This is a genomic window from Streptomyces sp. Ag109_O5-10 (assembly GCF_900105755.1).
Lineage (GTDB): Bacteria > Actinomycetota > Actinomycetes > Streptomycetales > Streptomycetaceae > Streptomyces.
On record NZ_FNTQ01000001.1, the window covers coordinates 1,576,145 to 1,597,920 of the forward strand.

Sequence of the window (21,776 nt, forward strand, 5' to 3'; positions counted from 1 at the left end):
GCCGATGAGAGCACGGAGACTCAGGTTGTACGGCGTCGCGTTCATCGCCGTGCTCGCGCTGCTGCTGTCGCTCGCCGTGGCCGTCTACGAGCAGGCGTTCACGCCGGTCGTGCACATCACGCTGCAGGCCGACGCGCTCGGCAACCAGCTGGAGCCCCGCGCCGACGTCAAGCTGCGCGGGCTGCTCGTCGGCGAGGTCCGGGCGGCGCACGCGGACGGGACGAAGGCCACGCTCGACATCGCGCTCAAGCCGGAGTACGTCGCGTACATCCCCTCGGACGTACACGCGCGGCTGCTGCCCAAGACACTCTTCGGCGAGAAGTACGTCGATCTCGTGCCGCTCGCCGGGTCGGCGGCCCGGCCCATCCGCGCCGGGGACGTCATCACTCAGGACCGCACCACGGTCGGCATCGAGGTACAGCAGCTGATGAACGACCTGCTGCCGCTGCTGCGGACGGTCCAGCCGGGCGAACTCAACGCCACGCTCTCGGCGTTCGCCACCGCTCTGGAGGGCCGCGGCGACCGGATCGGCGACAACCTCGTCCGGGTCGAGGGCTATCTGCGCCGCCTCAACCCGCACATGCCCTCCCTCAAGGAGGACATCACACGGTTCGCGGACGTCGCCGAGGTGTACGGCGACGCCGCCCCCGACCTGATGCGGATCCTGCGCAACACGGTCACCACCAGCCGGACGATCGTCGAGAAGAGGGACCGGTTGGCCTCGGCTCTGCGCGCGACCGCCTCCGTGGCGGGCACGGCGAACGACTTCCTGTCCGAGAACGGCGACCGGCTGATCACCCTGGGCCGGGTCTCCCGCCCCACGCTGGAGCTGTTCGCCCACTACTCCCCCGAGTACCCGTGCCTGTTCCAGGGCCTGGTCCGGCAGGAGAAGGCGTCGGAGGACGCCTTCCGGGGCGGCGAGATGCGGATCACCCTTGAGGTCGTCCGGCCGCAGGGGGCGTACCGGCCCGGTGAGGAGCCGGTGTACGGCGAGCGGTCCGGTCCGAACTGCCGCGGCCTGCCGCATCCGCGGGTACCCGGGCCGAAGCCGCACCTCGACGACGGTACGTCGGCCGGAGGTTCCGGCGCCGGCGCCCTCCCCGGAGATGTCGGCGTGTCCGCCACCCGGGCCGAGCAGCGGGCCGTCGGCTCGCTCGTGGCCCCCGTCATGGGCGTCCCCGCGGACCAGGTGCCGCCCGTCGCGACCCTGCTGTTCGGGCCGCTCGCGCGCGGAACGGCGGTGAGTGTCGCATGAGCAGGTCAGGAGCCCGGCAGACCGCCGCCCCGCTGGTCAAGTTCAGCCTCTTCGCGCTGGTCACGATCGCGGCGACGGCGCTGCTCGCCGCCACCATCGTCAACGTCTCCTTCACCCCCAAGGACACCTATCACGCGGTGTTCACCGACGTCACCGGGCTGGAGACCGGCGACGACATCCGGGTGGCCGGAGTGCGGGTGGGGGAGGTCGACGGCATCCGGATCAAGGACCGGACCCTGGCGGAGGTCACGTTCACCGTCAGCGCGGACCGGCCGCTGCTCGCCGGGACCCGTGCGGTCGTCCGCTACCGCAACCTGGTCGGGCAGCGGTACATCGCGCTCACCGAGGGCGCGGGGGACGTCACCGCGCGGCTGCGGCCGGGCGGCACGATCCCGTTGTCCCGGACCCAGCCGGCGCTGGACCTCAACGCCCTGCTGAACGGCTTCAAGCCGCTGTTCGCCGCGCTCAGCCCGAGCGACGTCAACCAGCTGGCCACCGAGATCGTCCAGACCCTCCAGGGCGAGGGCGGCACGGTGAACAGCCTGCTCGCGCACACCGCCTCGCTCACCAGCACCCTCGCCGACCGCGACAAGCTGATCGGATCGGTGATCGACAACCTCAACACCGTCCTGGAGACGCTCGACAAGCGCGGCTCCCGCTTCTCCGGGCTGCTCACGCAGCTGCGCCGGGTGGTCTCGGGGCTGTCCGCCGACCGCAAGCCCATCGGGGAGTCGCTGGTGAGCATCGGCGACCTCACGGACGTCACGTCGGGGCTGCTGAAGGACGCGCGTCCACCACTGAAGGACGACATCGCCGGGCTCGGCGATCTCGCCGGAACGCTGAACAAGAACGAGAACACCGTGGAGGGCGTCCTGAAGCGGCTGCCGAACAAGCTCGACAAGCTGACGGGGACCGCCTCGTACGGCTCGTGGTTCAACTTCTACCTCTGCGACTTCGACGGCCGGATCGTGCTGCCGAGGACCAAGCAGGTGATCAGCCCGGAGCTGCACGTGGCGCAGGCGAGGTGCGGCGGATGAGCATGCGCATCAGGCGGCGCAAGGTCCGCCGCCCCGAGCCGCTGGTGAAGGTACGCGTCCTGCCGCCCAGGCTGCCGAGACTCCGCAGACTGCTGCCGAAACGCAAACCCCGCCCCGAACCCCTCGTGAAAGTCCGCGTCCTGCCGCCCAGGCTGCCGAGACTCCCCAGACTGCTGCCCAAGCGCAAACCCCGCCCCGAACCCCTCGTGAAAGTCCGCGTCCTGCCGCCCAAGCTGCCCAGGATCCGGCTCAGGCGCCCACGCCTCAAGCCGTTCCGCGAGCAGAACCCGGTTGTCGTGGGTGCCGTCGGCCTCACCGTCCTCGCGCTGCTCACCGTTGCCGCCTTCAACGCCGACAGCCTGCCGCTGATCGGCGGCGGCGACACCTACAGCGCGGCCTTCTCCGAGGCCGGCGGGCTCAAGCCGGGCGACGAGGTACGGATCGCCGGGGTCAAGGTCGGCAAGGTCGAGGGCGTCGACCTGGAGGGCGATCACGTCAGGGTGACCTTCAAAGTGAAGGGTCGTCCGGCATTCGGTACCGACACGGGTGCGTCGATCCGTGTCAAGACGATCCTCGGCGCGAAGTACCTGGCCCTGTACCCGAAGGGGCCCGGCCAGTTGAGGCCGGGCCGGGAGATCCCGATCCGGCGGACCGTGTCGGCGTACGACGTCGTCCAGGCCTTCAGTGACCTGACGACCACCACCGAGGAGATCGACACGGACCGGCTCGCGAAGGCACTGGACACGATCTCCGTCACCTTCCAGGACTCCCCCGAGGAGGTGCGGGCGTCGATCAAGGGGCTGTCGCGGATCTCCCGGACCGTCGCCGCCCGTGACCAGGCGCTGCGGGGGCTCCTCGACCATGCGAACGGAGTCACCAAGGTGCTGGCCGGTCACACGAAGGACTTCTCCGCGCTGGTGAAGGACGGTGACGCTCTGTTCAAGGAGATCGACGAGCGGCGTGCGGCGATCCACAAGCTGCTCAAGAGCTCCGCGCTGCTCGGCATCGAGCTGTCCGGCCTGGTCGACGACAACGGCAAGGAGATCGGGCCCGCGCTGAAGAACCTCAACACCTTCGTGACGATGCTCGAACGCAACCAGGCAAGCCTCGACCGCAGCCTCCAGCTCCTCGCCCCCTACGTACGGCTCTTCACCAACACCCTCGGCAACGGCCGATGGTTCGACTCCTACATCCAGAACCTGGTCGCCGCCCCGGTCACGCCACGGACGGGAGGCACCCGATGACCCGCAGACTCCTGGCCCTGTTCACCGCGCTCGCGATCGTCATCGGCCTCGCCGTCGTCCTCTGGCCGGGCCCCGCCCCCGTCCGCGTCACGGCGTACTTCCCGCGCACCGTCGGCATCTACCCCGGCTCCGACGTCCGCGTCCTCGGCGTCCGCATCGGCGAGGTCAAGAAGATCACGCCGGAGGGCGACCGGGTACGGGTGGAACTGGAATACGACCGGAGCCGCAAGGTCCCCGCCGACGCACAGGCCGCCATCATCAACTCCTCGGTGGTCAGCGACCGTTACGTGCAGCTGCTGCCGGTGTACCGCAAGGGCGCGGTGCTGCGGGACGGAGGCGTCATCCCCGAGTCCCGTACGGCCGTCCCCGTCGAGCTGGACCGGATCTTCGACAGTCTGCACACCACCGCCGAGGCACTCGGCCCGAACGGTGCCAACAAGAAGGGGGCGCTGTCCCGGCTGCTCGGGGTGAGCGCGGACAACCTCCAAGGGCAGGGCGAGAACCTCAACCAGACGGTGGAGGACCTGTCCCAGGCGGTCACCACGCTGTCCGACGGCCGGGGAGACCTGTTCGGGACCGTGCGGAACCTTCAGGTGTTCACGGCCGCACTGGCGGCGGACGACACCAGCGTGCGGTCGTTCGACACCGACCTCGCGGACGTGGCCGGGCAACTCGCCGGGGAGCGCAGGGATCTCGCGGCCGCGCTGAAGTACCTGGCCGCCGCACTCGGCGACGTGTCCGGCTTCGTGAAGGGCAACAAGAAGGCGCTGACCTCGGACGTGCAGGGCCTGGCCAAGGTCACCAAGGTCCTCGTCACCCAACGGGACGCTCTGGAGGAGCTGTTGACCGTCGCCCCCACGGGCCTGTCGAACCTGCAGAACGCCTACGACCCCGCCGCCGGCACCCTCGACACCCGCAACAACGCGCAGACCTCGCAGGATCCGTCCTCCGTTCTCTGCTCGATCCTGAAGACGACCGGCGACGACCACGACAACTGTGCCGGGCTGAAGAAGCTCTTCGACTCCCTGCCCGAGGTTCCGTCGGCCCCGGCGTCGACGGGCACGGTCGACAAGACCCTCGGCGGGATTCTGGGGGCACCGGCATGAGCGTGCAGCGCAAGGGGCGGGTGGCCGCCTGGGCGGCGGTCGGGTCGCTGCTGCTGACCGGCTGCGAGTTCAACGGCTGGTACGACGTTCCGCTCCCCGGCGGCGCCGCCTCGGACGGTCACGCCTACCACGTCACCGTCGACTTCCGGGACGTCCTGGATCTGGTGCCGCAGTCGGCGGTCAAGGTCAACAACGTCACCGTCGGCGCGGTGGAGAGGGTGGAACTGGACGACTGGCACGCGCGGGTACGGCTGCGCATCGCCGACTCGGTGAAGCTGCCCGGCAACGCCGTCGCCGATCTGAGGCAGACCAGCATGCTCGGCGAGAAGTACGTCGCCCTGTCCGCGCCGACCGGCACGCGGCCCGTCGGACGGCTCCACGACGGCGACCGCATCCCGCTGTCCCGCAGCGGCCGCAACCCGGAGGTCGAGGAGGTGCTGTCGGCCCTGTCCGCGCTGCTCAACGGCGGCGGGGTGGCCCAGCTGAAGACGATCACCGTCGAGCTGAACAAGGCCCTCAACGGCCGCGAGGACCGGGTCAGGTCCCTGCTGAAGCAACTCGACACGTTCCTCGGCGGCCTCGACGACCAGCGGGCGGAGATCGTGCGCGCGCTCAAGGGCGTCGACCGGCTGGCGAAGCGGCTGAAGGACGAGAAGAAGACGATCGCGCTGGCCGTCGACACCATTCCGCCCGCCCTGAAGGCCCTCGCCGACCAGCGCAAGGACCTGACGAAGATGCTCACCGCCCTCTCGGCACTCGGCAAGACCGGCACCAGGGTGGTGAACGCCTCCCACGACGACACCGTCGCCAACCTGAAGAAGCTCCAGCCCATCCTGCAGCAGCTGAACAAGGCGGGCGACGACCTGCCCGACTCCCTTGAGCTCCTGACCACTTACCCGTTCCCGCGCAACGCGACGGACGCCGTCAAGGGCGACTACGTCAACCTCGGGATCACCGCCGACCTCGACCTGGCGGACCTGTACGGCAACGTCACCGGCAAGCCGGGCAACGGCGGGAAGTCCCCGGCCCCCGGGACACCGCATCTTCCCGTTGTCCCCACTCCCACCCCTCTCCCGTCCGTCCCGTCCCTGCCGGGCATCCCGTCCGTGCCCCCCGTGCCCCCCGCGCCCTCCGTGCCCGCCGTGCCCTCCGACGGCAGCACCCTGCTGTGCCCGCCGGTGTGCACGGCCGCGTACGGCACCGGGGACGGCTCGCGTCGCCTCCCGCCGGGGGTCGATCTCGGCCTCGCCGAGCTGATGCTGAAGGGGATACTGCCGTGATCACACGTACGGTCAGGGCCCAGTTGCTCGCCTTCGCCACCGTCACCGCCCTCGGGGTGTCCTACGTCGGCGCCCGGTACACGGGCCTGGTGGACGACGTCCTGCACCGCGGCTACACCGTGCGCGCCGACTTCGCCGAGTCCGGGGGCGTCTTCCCCGGCGCCGAGGTCACCTACCGGGGCGTGCCGGTGGGCCGCGTGGGCGAACTGCGGCTGACCGGGTCCGGGGTCTCGGTGGCGCTGAAGATCGAGGACGGCGCCCCGAGGATCCCCGCCGACACACTCGCGGTGGTCGCCGACCGTTCGGCGGTGGGCGAGCAGTACGTCGACCTCCAGCCACGGCGGTCGGGCGGGCCGTACCTCATGGACGGCAGCCCGATCCCGCGCAGCCGCACCCGGACCCCGCTGCCGGTCACCGACCTGGTCCTCAGCCTCGACCGGCTGGTCAACTCGGTCGGCAAGGACGATCTGCGGGTCACCGTGGACGAGTTGGGCAAGGCCTTCGCCGGCACCGGACCGAACCTGAGCCGGCTGGTGGACTCCGGCAACGCGCTGGTGGAGTCGGCGTCCGAGTCGCTCCCCCAGACGGTCTCGCTGATCGAGGACTCGCGGAAGGTGCTCAAGACCCAGGCCGACCAGGGCTCGGCCATCAAGTCGTTCTCCCGCGACCTGGCCACGCTCACCGAGCAGCTGAAGTCGAGCGACGGCGATCTGCGCAGGCTCATCGACAACACCGCGCCCGCCGCCCAGCAGTTGGACTCCCTGCTGAAGTCCACCCGGCCGCAGGTGCCGGTCCTGCTGGCCAACCTCATCAGCGGCGGCCAGATCACCCTGGCCCGGCTCCCCGGCGTCGAACAGGCCCTGGTCACACTCCCGCTCACGGTCGCGGGCAGCTACACGGTCATCCCCGGCGACGGCACCACCCACTTCGGGATGACCGTGAACGCCGACGACCCTCCCGCATGCACCCAGGGCTACGGCACCCAGCGGCGCGACCCCGCCGACACCGGCAAGCGCCCGGCGAACACCGACGCGCGCTGCACGGTGCCGCGCGGCGGCAGGACCTCGGTGCGCGGAGCGCAGAACGCGCCCGGCGCGACGACGGGCCGGTACGGCGCCGGCCAGAGCGCGTTCGTGGCCCCGTACGACCCGGAGACCGGCACCGTGACCGGCCCGGACGGATCGCCCTTCGAGATCGGCTCGACGGGCGGGGAACAGACCGTGTTCGGAAAGGAGTCGTGGCAATGGCTGCTCGTGGGACCGATGGCATGAGAGGCGGACGCATGAGGCTGCTGTCGGCGGGGCTCGTCGCCGCGACCGTGCTGACGACCGTGCTGTGTGTCTGGCTGGGCCTGAAGCTGTCCGACCAGCGCGCGGCGGAACAGCGCCGTCAGGACATCCTGGCGGCGGCCCGCCAGTCGGCGCTGAACTTCACCTCGCTCGACTACCGGCACTACGACCGGGACAGCGGCAATGTGCTGAAGGGCGCCACCGGCCAGTTCAAGAAGGAGTTCGCCGCGCAGACCGCACAGCTGACGAAACTGGTTGCGCAGAACAAGTCGGTGTCCGAGGGACAGGTCCTGGACGCGGGCATCGTGCGGTCCGACGCGCGCTCGGCCCGGGTCCTGGTCGTGGCCGACAGCAAGGTGACCAACAGCGCCGCGCCCGAGGGGCAGGCGCGCACCTACCGGCTCCAGCTCGACCTCGCGCGCGTGGACGGCCGCTGGCTGACCTCCGACGTCGCGTTCGTGGGCTGACCCGCCCGTGAGGCCATCGATGAGAAGAGACACCATGGCGAACCCGACCTCCCGCACCGGCTCACCGGCCCGCCGCACCATGACCGCGGCCGCCCGCGCGGCAGCCAAGCGCGCCGGACGGCCCGCGCGCCCCGAGCACGGTGCCGGCCAGGAAGAACAGCCGTCCTCCGGGCGCACCCTGCTCGTCGAGCCCCCGGCGAACGGCTGGGAGGACCCGCCGGAGCCCGAGGCGCCCGAGTCGTCCGAGCCGTCCGAGGGGGAGCAGCCGGAGGACGGCGCGCCCCCGCGCAAGGCCGGGCGGAGCGTGCTCACCGCGGTGCTGGGCGTCGTCCTCGTGGCGGCCCTGGTCGCGGCCGCCGTACTCGGGTGGCAGTACCGGCAGGGGCGGCAGGCGGAACAGGCCCGCGGCGAGGCCCTCGCGGCCGCTCGGCAGGCGGCGCCGGTCGTGCTGTCGTACGACTACCGGCACCTGGACCCGGACTTCTCCCGGGCCCGCGCCCTGCTGACCGGGCACTTCCGCGACCAGTACGGCAAGACCACGAAGGCGGTGGTCGCCCCGACCGCGACGAAGTACCACGGCGTGGTGAAGGCGACCGTCGCCACACCCGCCGACGGCGGCGCCCCGGCGGTCTCCGTCGTGTCGGCCACACCGGACCGGGCCGTCGTCCTGCTCTTCGTCAACCAGGTCACCAGCAGCACCCAGGTCCCGGAGCCCCGGCTGGACCTGAACCGGGTGCGTATGACGCTCACCCGCACCTCCGACGGTTGGAAGGTGAGCGGCGTCGACGCCCTCTGACCGCGGTGCGCGGACGGGATCGACCGGTGGTACGGCGGTGCTGCCACGGCCGCCGCGATGACAGCCGCTGTAACTGGCCTGGCTGCCGTCGAGTGCCACCGCCGCACCGTATCGGGGCGCACCAGCAGCCGCACCCGGCGCTGCACGCCACGCGGGAGACGGCCCAGCAGCGCGGCCAGGAACGCCCGGTCGCCCGGGGCGAACCGTGCTCTCGCCTTGCCGAGTTGGCGTTCCAGCACGATCTTCGACCCGACCTCCCGGACCCTGACCGCAGACACCCCACGAGGAGAGAGGAGAAAGGATCGCCATCGGCCGACCGGCGCCGCAGCGGCACACGCAAGCGCATAAGGCGGGAAGCCAAAGGCCTGCCGAGACGACAGAACACCCGCGCCCGGCCGGAAGCCGGAGGCGGGTGTCGGTCTGCCCCGCCCGTGAAACGGGACCCAGGGGGCAATGATGTGTCCGAGGGGCGAGTCGACCACTGACGATACGGTCGTGGTCGCGCAAGGGAGGCTCGGCCTCTGACGCCGTATCGGCGCACGCGGCGCCACGAACTCGACGCACCGCCGCCGGCTGTCGAGCAACGGTAAGCCCGCCGCACCCTCGAATCGGCAGACCGCGCACGTCACAGAGGCGGTTTGGGCTCAGCTGCGCGGATCTCGATGAATGGCGATGTCCCGGATGTCTGTAAGCCACTGGCGCAGGGACACCCCGCCGCCATTGAGGACGTTCCATCGCGCTTCGCGCAGGTCAACGGCTCTGGCGTGACGGGCGGTCGGGCTGCTCGCGCATGTCACGAGCGTGATCGTGCCAGGGAGGTCATCTGGCGGTCCGCTGAGAAACCACCTCAACCTGCCCTGACCAGCTAGTCAGCCACCCCCGCACAGCAGAGGAACCTCAGTGTGTCCATTCAACGGCGCGCGCCGTTGAGTGGGCCCTGTCTCACATTCGGTGGTGACAGAGCGTCACCGTTAGTGCGCCAGGTCCGATCCGAGCTCCGGGGAGAGCAGTCGCAGACGCGTCGTCGAGCTAGGCGTGAACGGTGCCGACAGTCGCTTCACCCATGCTGGACTGGCGGTGCTTACTGTCAGCCATGACGGCTACTTAACGTCACCACCGGATGTGAGCCAGGGCCGTTGAATGGACACTCCCCCACGACGGGCCGGGCGAGCCCGCAAGCGGGACACGGGCGGCGTCCATTTCCGCCTCGAACATGGTCCGCAGCGGTCGCCCGGCCGGGCCCGTTCCTTCTGGCGGTCCGGCGCTGTGACCCAGGTCTCACGATATGCGTGCAGCACACGGGACCGCTTTCCCGTCGAGGAGGGGTGACAGGAAGGGATGGGGATGTGGACCTGGCAACCGAGCGCGATGTCCGTATCGGAATCAGTGGGCCCGGACCGGCGGAGTCGGAGTCGGAGTACGACTTCCACGACTTCGTCGTCGCCCGGTCGGCCGTACTGTTCCGCGGGGCCCTCGTCTTGACGGGAAACCGCGAGACCGCGGAGGACCTGGTCCAGGAGACCCTGGAGCGGGCCTGCCGCAAGTGGCGCACCATCGCCGCCAAGGACGCTCCGGAGGCCTACGTGCGGCGGATCATGGTGAACCTGGTCAACGACCGGTGGCGGAGGTTCCGCCGCACGGTCCCGCACCAGGACGGCGGCGACCGTGCCGCCCCCGGGGACCAGTACGGGCAGGTGGACACGAGGGACCAACTGGTCCGGGCTCTCCAGGGTCTGCCGATTCGCATGCGGACGGTCGTGGTACTGCGGTACTTCCACGACCTGTCGGATGACGAGATCGCGGCCGACCTGAAGATCTCACCAGGCACCGTGCGGTCCCAGCTCGCTCGCGGCATCGACAAGCTCAGAGGCCAGTTCCCCGCACTCTCCAGCCCTTCACCACGGCAGCCCACGGAAGGAACCCGATGAGATCACGCGATTCGCAGCCTTCCGGCTGCACACTCTTCGAGCAGGAACTGGTGAACGCTATGAACGACTTCGTGAACACCGCCGAGACGCCGCACTTCGACACGGCCGTCATCGAGCGTGGGGCTCGCCGCAGGCGAGCCACCGCCATCGCGGGCATCGCCACCGCCCTGGTCGTGGCCTGCGGCGCAGGCACCGCCCTGGCCGCCGGCGTCGCCGGCAGCGGTTCGCACACCTCGGCGCAGACCGCCGCCGACAGCACCACCGCCGACAGCACCACCTTGCTTGTCCGCACCAGCGACGGCACGACCGCCAGGGAGCAGCTGGCCGGCGTGAGCGCGGCGAGGGCCAGGGTGGCGCTTGTCCATTTCCGCCTCACGCCCGAGTTCACCCGGGTCCGGATGTCCGACTGCAAGAAGCAGGAGGACGCGGTGGTCGCGCTGTCGCCGCATGCCCCGACGGTCGTCCACCCGGGTGACACGGTCCTCGTGACCACCTGCTACCGCTGACCCTGGCCGAACCGGCCTGACCGGACAGAGCAGAACAGGGGGTGGTGGCCCCGTCGGAACCGGGGCCACCACCCCCCGCATTCCACCACGTGTCCGCCCCTGCACGATGTGCCTCCGTGCCGATCACCCGCACTGGTCCGTCGAGCAGGTCCGCTCTGCAGCCGGCCGCCGCGCGTCCCCGCCTGAGGGCGTTCCTCCTCGGATCTCCTGCACGCTGCGCACCGGACTCCCTACCGTGCATGCAGGGCCGTGACGATGGGCCCGCGAAAGGAGGGGGCACGGCCCAGAACCTGATGGTGTGGCTGACAGAGCGCCGTGGGGTGCGGGAAGAACACGCCGAGCAGGTGCGCAAGGAGTTGGCAGACACCGCGGCCGAAGCGGCCCGGTCGTAGGCCGCCGGGGTCGTCTACCAACAGCATCAGGAGGACGCGAACGTCGGGCACCCTGACGCCGCGACCTGACAGCAGGCCCTGAAAAGACGCCATCGGCGGCATACTTGCGGTGGCTCCGCGGCCCGTCGGCACACCCGGAGCCGCAGGCCGGCTGCTGATTCGCCACCACTGCCCCGACACCGGCATGGACGGCCTGCCCGCCGACCTGGTCTCTCCTGCGACGCGGCTGGCTCTCCAACGTCGCCTTCAGCACCCCCGAACTCCTCGTCCAGCGCATCCGGCGCGGCCTCCGGCACATCCAGTACCGCAGCGAACTCATAGACGGCTGCCTCGCCGAGACCGGCCTGCCAATCAGACCCAGCTGACCAACCCGGCCACATCACGATTTCAACCTCATTAATGCAGGGCGACCGCGAGTGCCTCGGCCAGGGTCACGGGCGGACGGCCCATCAGGCGGCGCAAGTCGCCAGAGTCGGTGTACATCTCGCCGCGGGTCATGCCGCGGTCAGCGTCGGCGAGAACCTCCGCCAGCTCGGCGGGCAGGCCCGCGGCGGCCAGTGCCTGGGCGAAGTCGGTCTCCGGGAGGTCAGCGTAGGTAACCTGCTTTCCGGCCGCAGCGGAGATCGCGGAGGCGAGCTCGGTGAGGGTGAAGGATTCGTCGCCGCCGAGCTCGTACACGGCGCCGGTGTGGCCTTCGGTGGTGAGGACGACCGCTGCGGCCTCGGCGTAGTCGGCGCGGGACGCGGCGCTGATCCGCCCCTCGCCAGCGGCGCCGACGACGGCGCCGTTCTGCAGGATCTGCGGCAGTTGGCTGGTGTAGTTCTCCAAGTACCAGCTGTTGCGCAGCAGCACGCTGGGGATTCCGCGGTCCCGCAGATACTCCTCCGTCTCGCCGTGCGTGGCGCCGATGACGGTGGTGGCCGTGTTCGCGTGCGTCGTGCTCGTGTACGCCACCAGCGACACGCCTGCTGACACTGCGGCGTCGATCACGCGGCGGTGGTTGGCGACCCGCTCGCCCACGGGGACCGAGGCCGAGACCAGCAGCAGCCTGTCCGCCCCCGCGAATGCCTCGGCCAGGCCGTCGGTGTCCGCGAAGTCGGCGCGGCGTACCGTGATGCCCCGGTCGGCCAGGTCCTTGATCCTCGCGATGTCCCGGCCGGTCGCGATGATGTCCGCGGCCGGGGTCCCGTGCCGCAGCAGTGCCTCGACGGTGAGCCTGCCCAGCTGGCCGGTGGCTCCGGTGACGACGATCGACATGATGGTCAGCCCTTCCTTCCGGGCGTGCCTCGCACGCCTGCCGCGGTCCGTCCGCGGCCGGATGGAACACACACTGACCTGGACACTCTCTGCTGGGTAGTAGCCACTTCTTGGTAGGGTACTTACCGGACCGATAGCAATGAGGTGAGCCCTATGGCCGCTGTCGAAAACATGACCGAGCCCACACCGTCATTCGATCCGTACGAGCGCGGCTGCCCGTCGAGGGACCTGCTCGACCAGATCGGCAGCAAGTGGGCGGTCCTCGTGCTGGGCGAACTCGGCCGGAACGGGACCTCCCGGTTCGGCCAGCTCCGGCAGGCGCTGGCGGGCGTGAGCGAGAAGATGCTCACCCAGACGCTGCGCACCCTCGAACGCGACGGGCTGGTCAGCCGGACCGTCTACCCAGAGGTGCCGCCGCACGTGGAGTATGAGCTGACCCCGCTCGGCCAGACGCTGCGGGAACCGCTGAAGGCGCTCACGGAATGGTCCGTGCTGCACATCGAAGAAGTCATCACCGCCCGCGAAGAGTACGACTGCCGCACTGAGCGCACCCGGTAATCGGCGGCGGCCGGCGTTCTGGTCATAAGCGGCTGCCTCGCCAAGACCGGCCCGACAACCAGACTCACCCGAGCAACCCGGCGACATCACGAGTTCAACCTCAGTAACGTAACTGGCGGCGGGAATGACTGGGAACCCGGGCCTCAGCCGCTTCCGCCTCGGTCCGCGCTTTCGGCACTCCAAGACACGTCAACCGAACGGGCGACGTCTGGCTCAGGCGGACGGGCGCCATCGTCCCTCAGGGGGCGTAACCGCCAGCTCACTCTTGTGCGTCCTGTTCTGTTCTGGAGTCATCGCCATGTGCCGTCGCTGGGAAAGCGCCTTGGCGGAAAAACTCGTTTTCCCGGAGTGTCTTCTCCAGGACCTGGCGCAGACCGAGGCGTTGGCCTTCCTGGTACGCACGGGTGTACTCGATGTCGCCGAGTGAGCTACGGGCATTTTCGAGACCGCGTTCCCGGTGGGCGGTCAGGAGGGCGAACCCGAAGAGCCGAGGAGTGCCGGACGGGCGCACACGCGGCCCACGGTTCCCAGCAGGACCGCTGCCGAGCGTGCGTCGCCATAGGAGGAGAGCAGCCAGGCCAGAGTTTCGCTGAGTATTGCTTCTCCCAGGTACTCGTCGATCTTCCTGGTGTGCCGGAGCGCACGGTGGAGGAGCCGCAGGGCGGTCTCGGGCGCCCCGGCTTCACCTTGGTCGACGGCAAGGGCCCAAAGCAGGTAGCACTGGTGCCACGAGTTTCCTTGGGCCTCGGACGTCGCCAGGGCCTGTTCGAGCAGGGGGACGGAGCGAGTGCGCTCGCCTTGAAGAACGGCGGCGAAGCCGAGTTGCGCGATGCACTGCTGCTGTGTCAACAGGCTCGGACCACCCTGTCGAGTTGGGGGCGCGGGTGAGGTCCTCCACGCGGTCGGCAAGTGCGGCGGCCCGGTCATGGTCGCCGCTGGCGACGGCCACCTCCACCAGGAGGGCGGGCACCTGTTCCGTCCCGTCGGCGTAAGAACTCACCACGTCGTCGGCGCGAGCGGCGAACCTGAGCGCCTCATCGATGTCGCCGCTGTCCGTCACAGCCTTCGCCAACAGGGCCCAGACCCACCCACAGTTGTGCGGGTAGCGGATCCTCTCCGCCAGAGAGACGGCCCGGTCATGCTCACCGGCACGGGCCCACGTCGGCACGAGGGCGACCAGTGCCTGGTCCCGCACCTGCCGGAGGGGAATCGACTCGGCCAGCGCCTGAGCGCTGCCCAGGTCTCCCGCGCCCGCCGCGGCCTGCACCAGCTCCAGTAGTTCCGTACCCTGCTTGAGGTCGTCACTGATCGTGTACGCCAGCTCAGCCGCGCGGACGAGGTGGCCGGTGCGGGCGGGCAAGCGCCCTCGGGAACCACCCACTGGTGAGACCGGTGCTCGAGTGCCTGCGCACCGACAGCCGCAGAAGGGTCAGCAGGCAGGGCTCGCCCCCCCCCGTTATGTTTTCCGCGGTTCCGCAACGGGGCCGCTGGCCTCCGGGCCCGGCATGACTGTGTCCCCCTGTCGAACGGATGACCTGGGGGGTGGTGTCACCGGGCCCGGGAGGTGCCGTCGGAGACGCTGATGAGAGGTCCGGCCACCGCCCGGTTCGGCGCAATGCCGGACAACTCGCGAGCGGCAGGTCTGCATAACGTGGATGCGCGCGTACGACACCGAAGCCGAGGCCGGCACCGTCAACACCCTGGGAAAGGCGCGATGTTCGACACCGAAGACGTGGGCGTGTTCCTCGGCCTGGACGTCGGCAAGAGCAGCCATCACGGTCACGGGCTGACCCCGGCCGGGAAGAAGGTCTTCGACAAGCAGCTGCCCAACAGCGAGCCAAAACTGCGGGCCGTCTTCGACAAGCTGACCTCGAAGTTCGGCACCGTGCTGGTGATCGTGGACCAGCCCGCCTCCATCGGCGCCCTCCCGCTGACCGTTGCCCGCGACGCAGGCTGCCAGGTCGCCTACCTGCCCGGACTCGCCATGCGCCGGATCGCCGATCTCTACCCGGGTGAGGCCAAGACCGACGCGAAGGACGCGGCGGTCATCGCCGACGCTGCCCGGACGATGCCCCACACCCTGCGCTCGCTGGAACTGACCGACGAGATCACCGCCGAACTCACCGTCCTCGTCGGCTTCGACCAGGACCTCGCCGCCGAGGCCACCCGCACGTCCAACCGGATACGCGGCCTGCTCACCCAGTTCCACCCCAGCCTCGAACGCGTCCTCGGCCCTCGTCTCGACCACCAGGCCGTCACCTGGCTCCTGGAGCGCTACGGCTCCCCGGCCGCCTTGCGAAAGGCCGGACGCCGCAGACTCGTGGACCTGATCCGGCCCAAGGCGCCGCGCATGGCCCAGCGGCTGATCGACGACGTCTTCGACGCGCTCGACGAACAGACCGTCGTCGTGCCCGGCACCGGCACCCTCGACATCGTCGTGCCCTCCCTGGCCGCCTCGCTCGCCGCCGTCCACACCCAGCGCCGGGCCCTGGAAGCCCAGATCAACGCCCTGCTGGAGGCCCACCCTCTTTCCCCGGTCCTGACGTCGATGCCCGGCGTCGGCGTCAGGACCGCCGCCGTCCTGCTGGTCACCGTCGGCGACGGCACCAGCTTCCCCACCGCCGCCCACCTCGCCTCCTACGCCGGCCTGGCCCCGGCCACGAAGTCGTCCGGGACCTCGATCCACGGCGAACACGCACCCCGAAGCGGAAACCGGCAGCTCAAACGGGCAATGTTCCTCTCCGCCTTCGCCTGCATGAACGCCGATCCCGTCTCCCGCACCTACTACGACAAGCAACGAGCCCGCGGCAAAACCCACACCCAGGCCCTCCTCCGCCTGGCCCGCCAACGCATCAGCGTCCTGTTCGCCATGCTCCGAGACGGCACCTTCTACGAACCACGCACTGCTGAGGACATCGAACTCGCCGCATGACCCCCACAAGCCAAACCACCCCAAACCGAACCTGAGTGCCTTGACGAAAGACATAGAGGCACCCCCCCGTGCGCGATGTCCCTCCCACGTCGTTCTCCGGTGCCAGGCCGCGACGTAGCTCCCGTTCCCGCGTCATGAAGAGCTCTGGCCCCCACTGGGCCAACCCCTCTGACATGCCTGGTGCCCCCTCGGCGAAGCCCCTCAACTGCGCACCTGCGCAGGCGGTTCAACAGCAACGGGGCCCCGACCTGACGGAGTCTCGCCGGTGGCCTGGCCGAGACGCTGGTCCCGTTGGTGCGCAGGAGGGCGACAGCGCGCCCGCGCAGCTGAATCGCCGCAGAGATCCACGCACCCGCTGAGCCCGCTATTTCAACAGGGCAGCGGTGAACATCTCGTGGTGCGCCACCAGGCACTCCTGGATGCGGTCCCAACGCCGCCAGCCGCCGCGCCCGGACAGCGCCTGGAGACGGGTGTAGTTCCCCTTGAGGGACGTCCCTGATCAGGCGATCAAGTCAGCGGTGCAAGACTTCCTCCTGTACTGCTCGTCCGCGGCGGACGTCCCTCAACAGGACGTGGCCCGGGCCCGCTGGCTCCGAGCAGTGCGGACCGTGCAGGTCAAGGTCCTCAAGTCCCGCGGGGAGAACGAAATGCGGCCCGACATATGCCGGGTCGAAGGCGAAGCTCACGCTCGTGCCGCTGCCTTGTGGTGGATGAAACGCTTGGGGGGCGGTGCGAGGCCGGATGCCGGTGTGGACTTGGCGCAACCCGCGCCCTGCGCACCACATCTCAACAGTCATCTGCCCGGACAGCGTGGCAGCAGCGGCCAATAGCCACCACTCGGGCCCAAGGAGGGAGCCGAAGTATCCGAGGACGGGAGCACCGGGGTCATGCCAGGCGTGCGGCTGGTCCATGGATATCGTGAAGCTGCTGTCGCTGGTGATCTCGAGAAGACCACGCAGTGTGTGCTCCCGGGCAACGTTTGCCGCTGGATGAAGCACATGGCGGCCCACCGCGCAGAGCAAGTTGGCCGGCAGCTTCGGATTTCCGGATCCCACCCCGAAGTACATACCCGGGCGTCTGCGCACGGCGGCATCGAACTCGAGTACCTCGATGTCGGCCGCGTCATAGGAATGGTCCGTCACGACCACACGCTATCGGCCTGGCAGGCCCGTCTGAAGGTGCGCCCGCAGGCGGAAGTGCCTCGGGAGATCTGCAGGTGGGGCGGGAGTGTCGGCTACTTCGGGGGTGGGTGGAGGGGTTCGTGCTCGCGTGCGAGGTGGTATCGCCGGTAGGCGTCGAAGTCGCCGTTGTCGATGAGAGCGCGGAGTTGGAGGACGGCTTCGGCGCCGTCCAGGCCCCAGCGGCTGCCGGTGATGTGGAGGCGGACGCCGATCAAGTGGCGGCAGGCGCCTTCGATCGGACCGGTGGCGATGGGCCAGCCCGCGGTGAGCGTGGTGTCGTAGCGGAGGTGGTCGAGGTGGCCGTGAGGTAGCGGACGCAGGCGTCGGCTGCCTCGCGCCGGGTTCCGCGCAGCCCTGTCCGATCGGCCTGAGGTGATCTCGGTCGCGGGGCGGGCGGCCTGGCCGTGGAGGATCGTGGTGACTTAACACCTCTCAGCTCGGACATCAGCTTCGACGATGCCTCGGCTGCGTGATTTCCCCGATGCGGTGATCCCCAAGAGCATCTACAGTCGTCTCGGTCACATTTCTGGGGGGCGTATGAAATATCGAATGCTGACCGCGGGTGTGGTGAACCTGCTTATGGGAGAAGGGGAGACAACTCCGAAGGGCATCGAGACCACCGCCCTGGAAATGGTCCGCACGGGCCGACTCCAGGGTGAAGAGAAAGCCGACGGTACGGTGACCGTACGGATCGTCCCGCAGACCGCCGACTCGGCACCGCTGCGGCCCGTCGAGGAACTGGTGGTCGAACGGATCCGCCGGCGCTGCCGAAGCGGTGTCGACCGCGTGCCGATAGGCGCCCTCGGGCCGGGCGACGGCGACGAGTTCTGGGTATGGTGGCGCGGCTTTCAGAACAGTATCCGCAACGAGGCGACTGCTCTTGGCCTCATACGGCCGGCCCGGAACAAGTACGTGACGCTGCTGTATCGGGGTGCGGCCCTCGCGGCCTGGTTCGGCGCCCTGTGGGCGGGCGTTTCGTTCAGTCCCGAGTGGATGCGGATCATTCTCAAAGTGGTCCTCGTGCTCAGCCTGTTGGGGCTGGTGTGGCTGTCAGACGTCCCGCTCGAATCCGGGCCCAGGTTGACGGCCGCCGGACGGCAGGCCGCGCGCGAGTGGCGGACCCACGACCACGCTGGAGAGCATCGGCTGCCCAAACGCCAGGTGGGAGCGGCTGGGCCCGAATCGGCGCTTCCCGTACGCAAGCCGCAGCGGATCTGGTCCTCGTACGGCAGATCGTGGCACGTCGTGGACGCCGGGCCGCTGGATACCCCGCGCTGGGGACACCTGTGGCAGTTCGTGGTGCTGGCCGTGACCGTGTGCGCCGCCTTCGTCGCCGTGGTCGTGGTGACCCTGACCGCGTGCCCGCCGTTCGGCTGGGAATGGGACACCGCTCCGGTGCTCACCGGCGTACTGCTGTGGGGCCTGTGGCTGCCGGCCCGCCGGAGGGTCCTGGCGGTTCCCGACGAGTCGAGCTTTCGCGGTGCCGTCATCTCACGCTGGGACTACGACACTCACCACGACGACCCGCACACGGATGTCACGCACTACTGCTGCTCCATCGAGGACCCCGCGACGCGGAGAGCCTGGTCCTTCGAGGTCGACCAGTGGAGACGGCCGATGTTCTCACGCGCAGCGAACCCGGAGCTCAAGGACCGGTTCCGGGTAGGGGACGTCGTCGATGTCCACTGCAGCCCGCGTCGGCGCAAGATCCATCAGATCAACGTGGTCGAGGCCGTTTCGCGGACCGACTGACGATCAGATCCGCTCTCCGGCACGCGCTCAGCCGCTAAGGGCTTGCAGATCATTAACACGTTGTCCTGATCATGCTGCCGGAGTCTCCGCTCAGGGCTCGAACCCGAGGTGGAACGGCCTTCAGGCCAGGCCAGGTGGGGTTCAGCGGAGTGATGCCGGTGCCTGAATACAGTTCGGGTTCCAGTGACAGGACCGTGAGCGGGTCTCCCGCCTTCACGGCCTGCCAGGCGATCCCCGACGCATGCGCCACCGGCCTGTCCACGCGCGCCCACTCCATCGCATTCACCGCGTGCGCCGCGGTGAACGGCACGTTCTCCGCGAACCGCAACGACGCCGCGCCATGCTGTTCGACAGCAGTCGGACTGCCATGCACCGCACCCTGCTGAAGATCAGGACACTGCTCAAGGCACACAGGACATAGCCTGGCAACTCCTGCCACCGGAGCTGGGATTCGGCTCCAGGCAGACCTGCTGGCGGCGTCTGGGCCGCTGGCAACAAGCTGGAGTTCTCGACCATTTGCACCGCGCAGATGAGTCCGCAAGCGAGGGAGACGAGGGCGTCGTGGAGTTCGGTGCGGCGTTGTCGGAGAAGGCGAGCCGGGGCGGCCGGCCTCGCTTGACGTCTCGTTCCCGCCCAGGCCGGCGAGCCCAGTTCGCTCAACTGCCGGCTGCCCGATCTTGGCAGAACACTCGGCTGCCCGCCGCACTGGCCGCAGATGCCGCGGTCCGGGCGCGGAGCGCCGAGGTGGAGCAGGAGGGGAGGAGAACCTGGTCGCTCGATTGGCAGATGCACGGACGGTGCTCCTCCCCCAGGCCTCCGATCCTGATGCCGCACGAGACGGCGCTCCGGAATCGGCCGCCCGAGGCCCCAGGTCGAAACACTCAGTCCACGAAGAAACGTCGCGAGAATGCGACCTTTTACGGGCGCAGAGTGGAGGTGTACCGGCTCCTGTCGTCGCCGAGGAAGTTGGGGTCGTAGGTGCCCTTCGAGGTGAGCAGCTGGTACGAGTCCACCATCGGCTCGAAGTGCCACGTGCCCGTGTAGGCGGTCTTGCCGAAGGTGACTCGCACATAGATGTGGCCGACCTTGCCGGAGGCGACCTTTATCGTGGGTGAAGACCCAGGAAGATCGAAACCGATCAACCCGTTCGAATCGTAGTAGCTGGCCTTCTCCCAGCGGCGGTGCACCGGATTCCACCACGTGCCGGAGATGCCCCGCAGTTGCTTTTCGCCCGGGGCAGCGAAGTTCCACAAGGACAGCGCAAAGCTGCCCGGGGCCAGAACGTCTCGGGACTTCTGCGCGTAGGACATAGTGAGGTCGATCGTGCCGCCTCGGTGCAGGGACTTCGGGATTCCGCTGGCCCACTCCTTCAATGTCCCGATCTGGTGAGGCGTGGACACGTGCATGTCGGACGGTGCCGCGGACGCTGCGCCCTCGTTTATCGGCACCCACCCCATTATCGCGGCGACTACAACTGCGGCCGCCCGTATACGTCTTCTCATGTTGTCCCCTCCCGCATGATCTGTCGGCTGGGTATCCTACGCACCCAGTGCGCACCGCTCGCTGTCGGCGTCGTACGGTTCCGCGATGCTGTGCAGCCCGTTGCCCGGGACGTGGTTGACGGCGTGGATTAGGCGTGCTCCGAGACCGTGTTCGATGACGAGGTCCAGCTCCAGTCCGCAAGCGGCGTGCACATATCGACGCACATTGGCGCTACGTCCGACGTGCCTGCGCCGGGCATCCCGCTCCGCCCGGGCCCGCCGCAGCGTAAGGGCGCGGGCGGCCTCGGCCTCGTTTTTCGGCGCCTCCGGGCATCCTGGGGCGCTGAGCGGCATGCCCTGGCAGCGCCGCCCCCGCGCCAACGAACTCCTCCAGGCCCTCCGCAACCCCAACCGCGGATTCGACGCAGTCGTGATCGGGGAGCCACAGCGCACCTTCTACGGCAACCAGTTCGGCAACACCTTCCCCGTCTTCGTCCACTTCCGCATCCCCCTGTGGGTCCCGGAGATCGGCGGCCCCATCGACCCGGACAACGAGGCCCACGATCTCGTCATGTCCGTCTTCGGCGGCATGAGCAGGGGCGAACGCAACCGCATCAAGATCCGAGTCCGGACCGCCATGAGCTCCCAGGCCCAGCTCAAGGGCCGCTACCTCGGCGGACGACCTCCCTACGGCTACCGGATCACTGACGCCGGACCCCACCCCAACCCCTCCAAAGCCGCCGTCGGCCAGCGCATCCACAAACTCGAACCCGACCCCGCCGCCGCACCCGTCGTGCAGCGGATCTTCCGCTTGTACATCGACGGCATGAGCGACGAAGCCATCGCCGCCCAGCTCACCCGCGACGGCATCCCCTGCCCCTCCGCCCACGACGCCGCCCGCTACCAGGCAGCACTCGAAGCCGGAGCGGACCCAGCCGTCGTCACCCAGTGGATCAACGCAGCACAGCAAGACAAAGAGGCGGCCCAGAAGAAACTTGACGCGCTCCCCGCCCTCGCCCGGAAGAAGCAACCCCCACTCAACGCCCAGCAGATCCGCGAGATCACTGACAGTCTTGGAGGCATCGCACAGCGCATCCGTACGGCCGACGTCCACAAGAAAGGCTCGCTCTATGAAGGCCTGGGCATCACCATCAGCTACGAACACGCAAAGAGGACCGCGACCGTAAGGTCGAGGCCCTCATCACCGTATCGTCAGTGGTTGTGTCCGAGGGGGGACTTGAACCCCCACGCCCGATAAAGGGCACTAGCACCTCAAGCTAGCGCGTCTGCCATTCCGCCACCCGGACTAGGTGTC

The 21,776-nt window shown here is 69.2% G+C and carries 21 protein-coding genes, 1 tRNA gene and 3 pseudogenes; 17 read left to right on the forward strand and 8 right to left on the reverse strand.

Annotated elements, in window-relative coordinates; genetic code table 11:
- The first annotated feature begins 4 nt into the window (after positions 1-4).
- From BLW82_RS07230 to BLW82_RS45205, 11 genes and pseudogenes are all read left to right on the forward strand, one after another.
- Positions 5-1,255, forward strand: a complete 1,251-nt coding sequence (locus tag BLW82_RS07230; protein WP_093498031.1) for an MCE family protein — start codon at positions 5-7, stop codon at positions 1,253-1,255.
- Positions 1,252-2,292 (forward strand): MCE family protein, encoded by a 1,041-nt coding sequence (locus BLW82_RS07235; RefSeq protein WP_093498032.1) that lies wholly within the window; start codon positions 1,252-1,254, stop codon positions 2,290-2,292. The genes BLW82_RS07230 and BLW82_RS07235 overlap by 4 nt, the downstream gene beginning before the upstream one ends.
- A gap of 242 nt (positions 2,293-2,534) precedes the next feature.
- Positions 2,535-3,536: an MCE family protein gene (locus BLW82_RS07240; protein WP_093507901.1), complete on the forward strand. Its 1,002-nt coding sequence runs from the start codon at positions 2,535-2,537 to the stop codon at positions 3,534-3,536.
- Entirely contained in the window at positions 3,533-4,642 is a 1,110-nt protein-coding gene (locus tag BLW82_RS07245; RefSeq protein WP_256215688.1) for an MCE family protein, read from the forward strand. Before BLW82_RS07240 ends, BLW82_RS07245 begins: the two co-directional genes overlap by 4 nt.
- Positions 4,639-5,922, forward strand: coding sequence for an MCE family protein (locus tag BLW82_RS07250; RefSeq protein WP_093498033.1), 1,284 nt, complete (start codon positions 4,639-4,641; stop codon positions 5,920-5,922). Before BLW82_RS07245 ends, BLW82_RS07250 begins: the two co-directional genes overlap by 4 nt.
- Entirely contained in the window at positions 5,919-7,193 is a 1,275-nt protein-coding gene (locus BLW82_RS07255; protein WP_093498034.1) for an MCE family protein, read from the forward strand. The genes BLW82_RS07250 and BLW82_RS07255 overlap by 4 nt, the downstream gene beginning before the upstream one ends.
- Positions 7,194-7,204: 11 nt before the next feature.
- On the forward strand, positions 7,205-7,678 hold the full coding sequence (locus BLW82_RS07260) for a hypothetical protein (RefSeq protein WP_093498035.1): 474 nt from the start codon (positions 7,205-7,207) through the stop codon (positions 7,676-7,678).
- A 34-nt stretch (positions 7,679-7,712) separates the two neighbouring features.
- Positions 7,713-8,474, forward strand: a complete 762-nt coding sequence (locus BLW82_RS07265; RefSeq protein ID WP_093498036.1) for a hypothetical protein — start codon at positions 7,713-7,715, stop codon at positions 8,472-8,474.
- A 1,346-nt stretch (positions 8,475-9,820) separates the two neighbouring features.
- Positions 9,821-10,402 carry a SigE family RNA polymerase sigma factor gene (locus BLW82_RS07270; RefSeq protein ID WP_177232865.1) on the forward strand — a complete coding sequence of 194 codons (582 nt, stop codon included), beginning with the start codon at positions 9,821-9,823 and terminating at the stop codon, positions 10,400-10,402.
- The gene (locus BLW82_RS44290; RefSeq protein ID WP_177232866.1) at positions 10,399-10,908 is read left to right on the forward strand and encodes a hypothetical protein; all 510 of its coding nucleotides are present in this window, start codon (positions 10,399-10,401) and stop codon (positions 10,906-10,908) included. Before BLW82_RS07270 ends, BLW82_RS44290 begins: the two co-directional genes overlap by 4 nt.
- 598 nt (positions 10,909-11,506) lie before the next feature.
- Positions 11,507-11,665 (forward strand): annotated as a pseudogene (locus tag BLW82_RS45205) (IS630 family transposase); the annotation flags it as partial.
- A gap of 31 nt (positions 11,666-11,696) precedes the next feature.
- Here BLW82_RS45205 and BLW82_RS07285 read toward each other — a convergent pair.
- A complete protein-coding gene (locus BLW82_RS07285) occupies positions 11,697-12,557 on the reverse strand; it encodes an SDR family oxidoreductase (RefSeq protein ID WP_177232867.1) in 861 nt (286 codons plus the stop codon).
- A 153-nt stretch (positions 12,558-12,710) separates the two neighbouring features.
- Here BLW82_RS07285 and BLW82_RS07290 point away from each other — a divergent pair, with 153 nt between their 5' ends.
- Positions 12,711-13,115: a winged helix-turn-helix transcriptional regulator gene (locus tag BLW82_RS07290; protein WP_093498037.1), complete on the forward strand. Its 405-nt coding sequence runs from the start codon at positions 12,711-12,713 to the stop codon at positions 13,113-13,115.
- A 465-nt stretch (positions 13,116-13,580) separates the two neighbouring features.
- Here BLW82_RS07290 and BLW82_RS07295 read toward each other — a convergent pair whose 3' ends face one another.
- The gene (locus BLW82_RS07295; RefSeq protein WP_093498038.1) at positions 13,581-13,964 is read right to left on the reverse strand and encodes a hypothetical protein; all 384 of its coding nucleotides are present in this window, start codon (positions 13,962-13,964) and stop codon (positions 13,581-13,583) included.
- 289 nt (positions 13,965-14,253) lie between these two features.
- Between BLW82_RS07295 and BLW82_RS44295 the strand changes: the two genes are divergently transcribed.
- Positions 14,254-14,394 carry a hypothetical protein gene (locus BLW82_RS44295; protein ID WP_177232868.1) on the forward strand — a complete coding sequence of 47 codons (141 nt, stop codon included), beginning with the start codon at positions 14,254-14,256 and terminating at the stop codon, positions 14,392-14,394.
- A gap of 435 nt (positions 14,395-14,829) precedes the next feature.
- Complete coding sequence (locus BLW82_RS07305) at positions 14,830-16,047, forward strand: IS110 family RNA-guided transposase (protein ID WP_093498040.1); 1,218 nt, start codon at positions 14,830-14,832, stop codon at positions 16,045-16,047.
- Between the two features lie 512 nt (positions 16,048-16,559).
- Here BLW82_RS07305 and BLW82_RS07310 read toward each other — a convergent pair.
- Entirely contained in the window at positions 16,560-17,189 is a 630-nt protein-coding gene (locus tag BLW82_RS07310) for a hypothetical protein (protein WP_256215689.1), read from the reverse strand.
- Positions 17,190-17,281: 92 nt separating this feature from the next.
- Positions 17,282-17,650, reverse strand: a pseudogene (locus BLW82_RS45215) (ISKra4 family transposase); the annotation flags it as partial.
- Between the two features lie 34 nt (positions 17,651-17,684).
- Between BLW82_RS45215 and BLW82_RS07315 the strand changes: the two are divergent.
- The gene (locus BLW82_RS07315) at positions 17,685-18,980 is read left to right on the forward strand and encodes a DUF2207 domain-containing protein (protein WP_143063648.1); all 1,296 of its coding nucleotides are present in this window, start codon (positions 17,685-17,687) and stop codon (positions 18,978-18,980) included.
- A gap of 52 nt (positions 18,981-19,032) precedes the next feature.
- Here the strand turns inward: BLW82_RS07315 and BLW82_RS07320 are convergent, their stop codons facing one another.
- Complete coding sequence (locus BLW82_RS07320; protein ID WP_256215690.1) at positions 19,033-19,392, reverse strand: PIN domain-containing protein; 360 nt, start codon at positions 19,390-19,392, stop codon at positions 19,033-19,035.
- A gap of 5 nt (positions 19,393-19,397) precedes the next feature.
- Here BLW82_RS07320 and BLW82_RS43130 point away from each other — a divergent pair.
- Positions 19,398-19,503: pseudogene (locus tag BLW82_RS43130) on the forward strand (transposase); the annotation flags it as partial.
- A gap of 394 nt (positions 19,504-19,897) precedes the next feature.
- Here the strand turns inward: BLW82_RS43130 and BLW82_RS07330 are convergent.
- Together BLW82_RS07330 and BLW82_RS44305 are read right to left on the reverse strand one after the other, a co-directional pair.
- On the reverse strand, positions 19,898-20,428 hold the full coding sequence (locus BLW82_RS07330; RefSeq protein WP_143063649.1) for a hypothetical protein: 531 nt from the start codon (positions 20,426-20,428) through the stop codon (positions 19,898-19,900).
- A gap of 90 nt (positions 20,429-20,518) precedes the next feature.
- A complete protein-coding gene (locus tag BLW82_RS44305; RefSeq protein ID WP_177232870.1) occupies positions 20,519-20,674 on the reverse strand; it encodes a hypothetical protein in 156 nt (51 codons plus the stop codon).
- Between the two features lie 139 nt (positions 20,675-20,813).
- Between BLW82_RS44305 and BLW82_RS07335 the strand changes: the two genes are divergently transcribed.
- Complete coding sequence (locus BLW82_RS07335) at positions 20,814-21,719, forward strand: recombinase family protein (protein ID WP_093498045.1); 906 nt, start codon at positions 20,814-20,816, stop codon at positions 21,717-21,719.
- Here the strand turns inward: BLW82_RS07335 and BLW82_RS07340 are convergent.
- A tRNA-Leu gene (locus BLW82_RS07340) sits at positions 21,684-21,768 on the reverse strand. The genes BLW82_RS07335 and BLW82_RS07340 overlap by 36 nt on opposite strands.
- Positions 21,769-21,776: the final 8 nt, after the last annotated feature.

What these genes read in the sequence shown, in the direction of transcription:
- BLW82_RS07230 (WP_093498031.1), top strand. Translation starts at nt 5, where the DNA reads ATGAGAGCACGGAGACTCAGGTTGTACGGCGTCGCGTTCATCGCCGTG.
- BLW82_RS07235 (WP_093498032.1), top strand. Translation starts at nt 1,252, where the DNA reads ATGAGCAGGTCAGGAGCCCGGCAGACCGCCGCCCCGCTGGTCAAGTTC.
- BLW82_RS07245 (WP_256215688.1), top strand. Translation starts at nt 3,533, where the DNA reads ATGACCCGCAGACTCCTGGCCCTGTTCACCGCGCTCGCGATCGTCATC.
- BLW82_RS07250 (WP_093498033.1), top strand. Translation starts at nt 4,639, where the DNA reads ATGAGCGTGCAGCGCAAGGGGCGGGTGGCCGCCTGGGCGGCGGTCGGG.
- BLW82_RS07260 (WP_093498035.1), top strand. Translation starts at nt 7,205, where the DNA reads ATGAGGCTGCTGTCGGCGGGGCTCGTCGCCGCGACCGTGCTGACGACC.
- BLW82_RS07265 (WP_093498036.1), top strand. Translation starts at nt 7,713, where the DNA reads ATGGCGAACCCGACCTCCCGCACCGGCTCACCGGCCCGCCGCACCATG.
- BLW82_RS44290 (WP_177232866.1), top strand. Translation starts at nt 10,399, where the DNA reads ATGAGATCACGCGATTCGCAGCCTTCCGGCTGCACACTCTTCGAGCAG.
- BLW82_RS07285 (WP_177232867.1), bottom strand. Translation starts at nt 12,557, where the DNA reads ATGTCGATCGTCGTCACCGGAGCCACCGGCCAGCTGGGCAGGCTCACC.
- BLW82_RS07290 (WP_093498037.1), top strand. Translation starts at nt 12,711, where the DNA reads ATGGCCGCTGTCGAAAACATGACCGAGCCCACACCGTCATTCGATCCG.
- BLW82_RS44295 (WP_177232868.1), top strand. Translation starts at nt 14,254, where the DNA reads ATGCTCACCGGCACGGGCCCACGTCGGCACGAGGGCGACCAGTGCCTG.
- BLW82_RS07305 (WP_093498040.1), top strand. Translation starts at nt 14,830, where the DNA reads ATGTTCGACACCGAAGACGTGGGCGTGTTCCTCGGCCTGGACGTCGGC.
- BLW82_RS07315 (WP_143063648.1), top strand. Translation starts at nt 17,685, where the DNA reads ATGCCTCGGCTGCGTGATTTCCCCGATGCGGTGATCCCCAAGAGCATC.
- BLW82_RS07335 (WP_093498045.1), top strand. Translation starts at nt 20,814, where the DNA reads ATGCCCTGGCAGCGCCGCCCCCGCGCCAACGAACTCCTCCAGGCCCTC.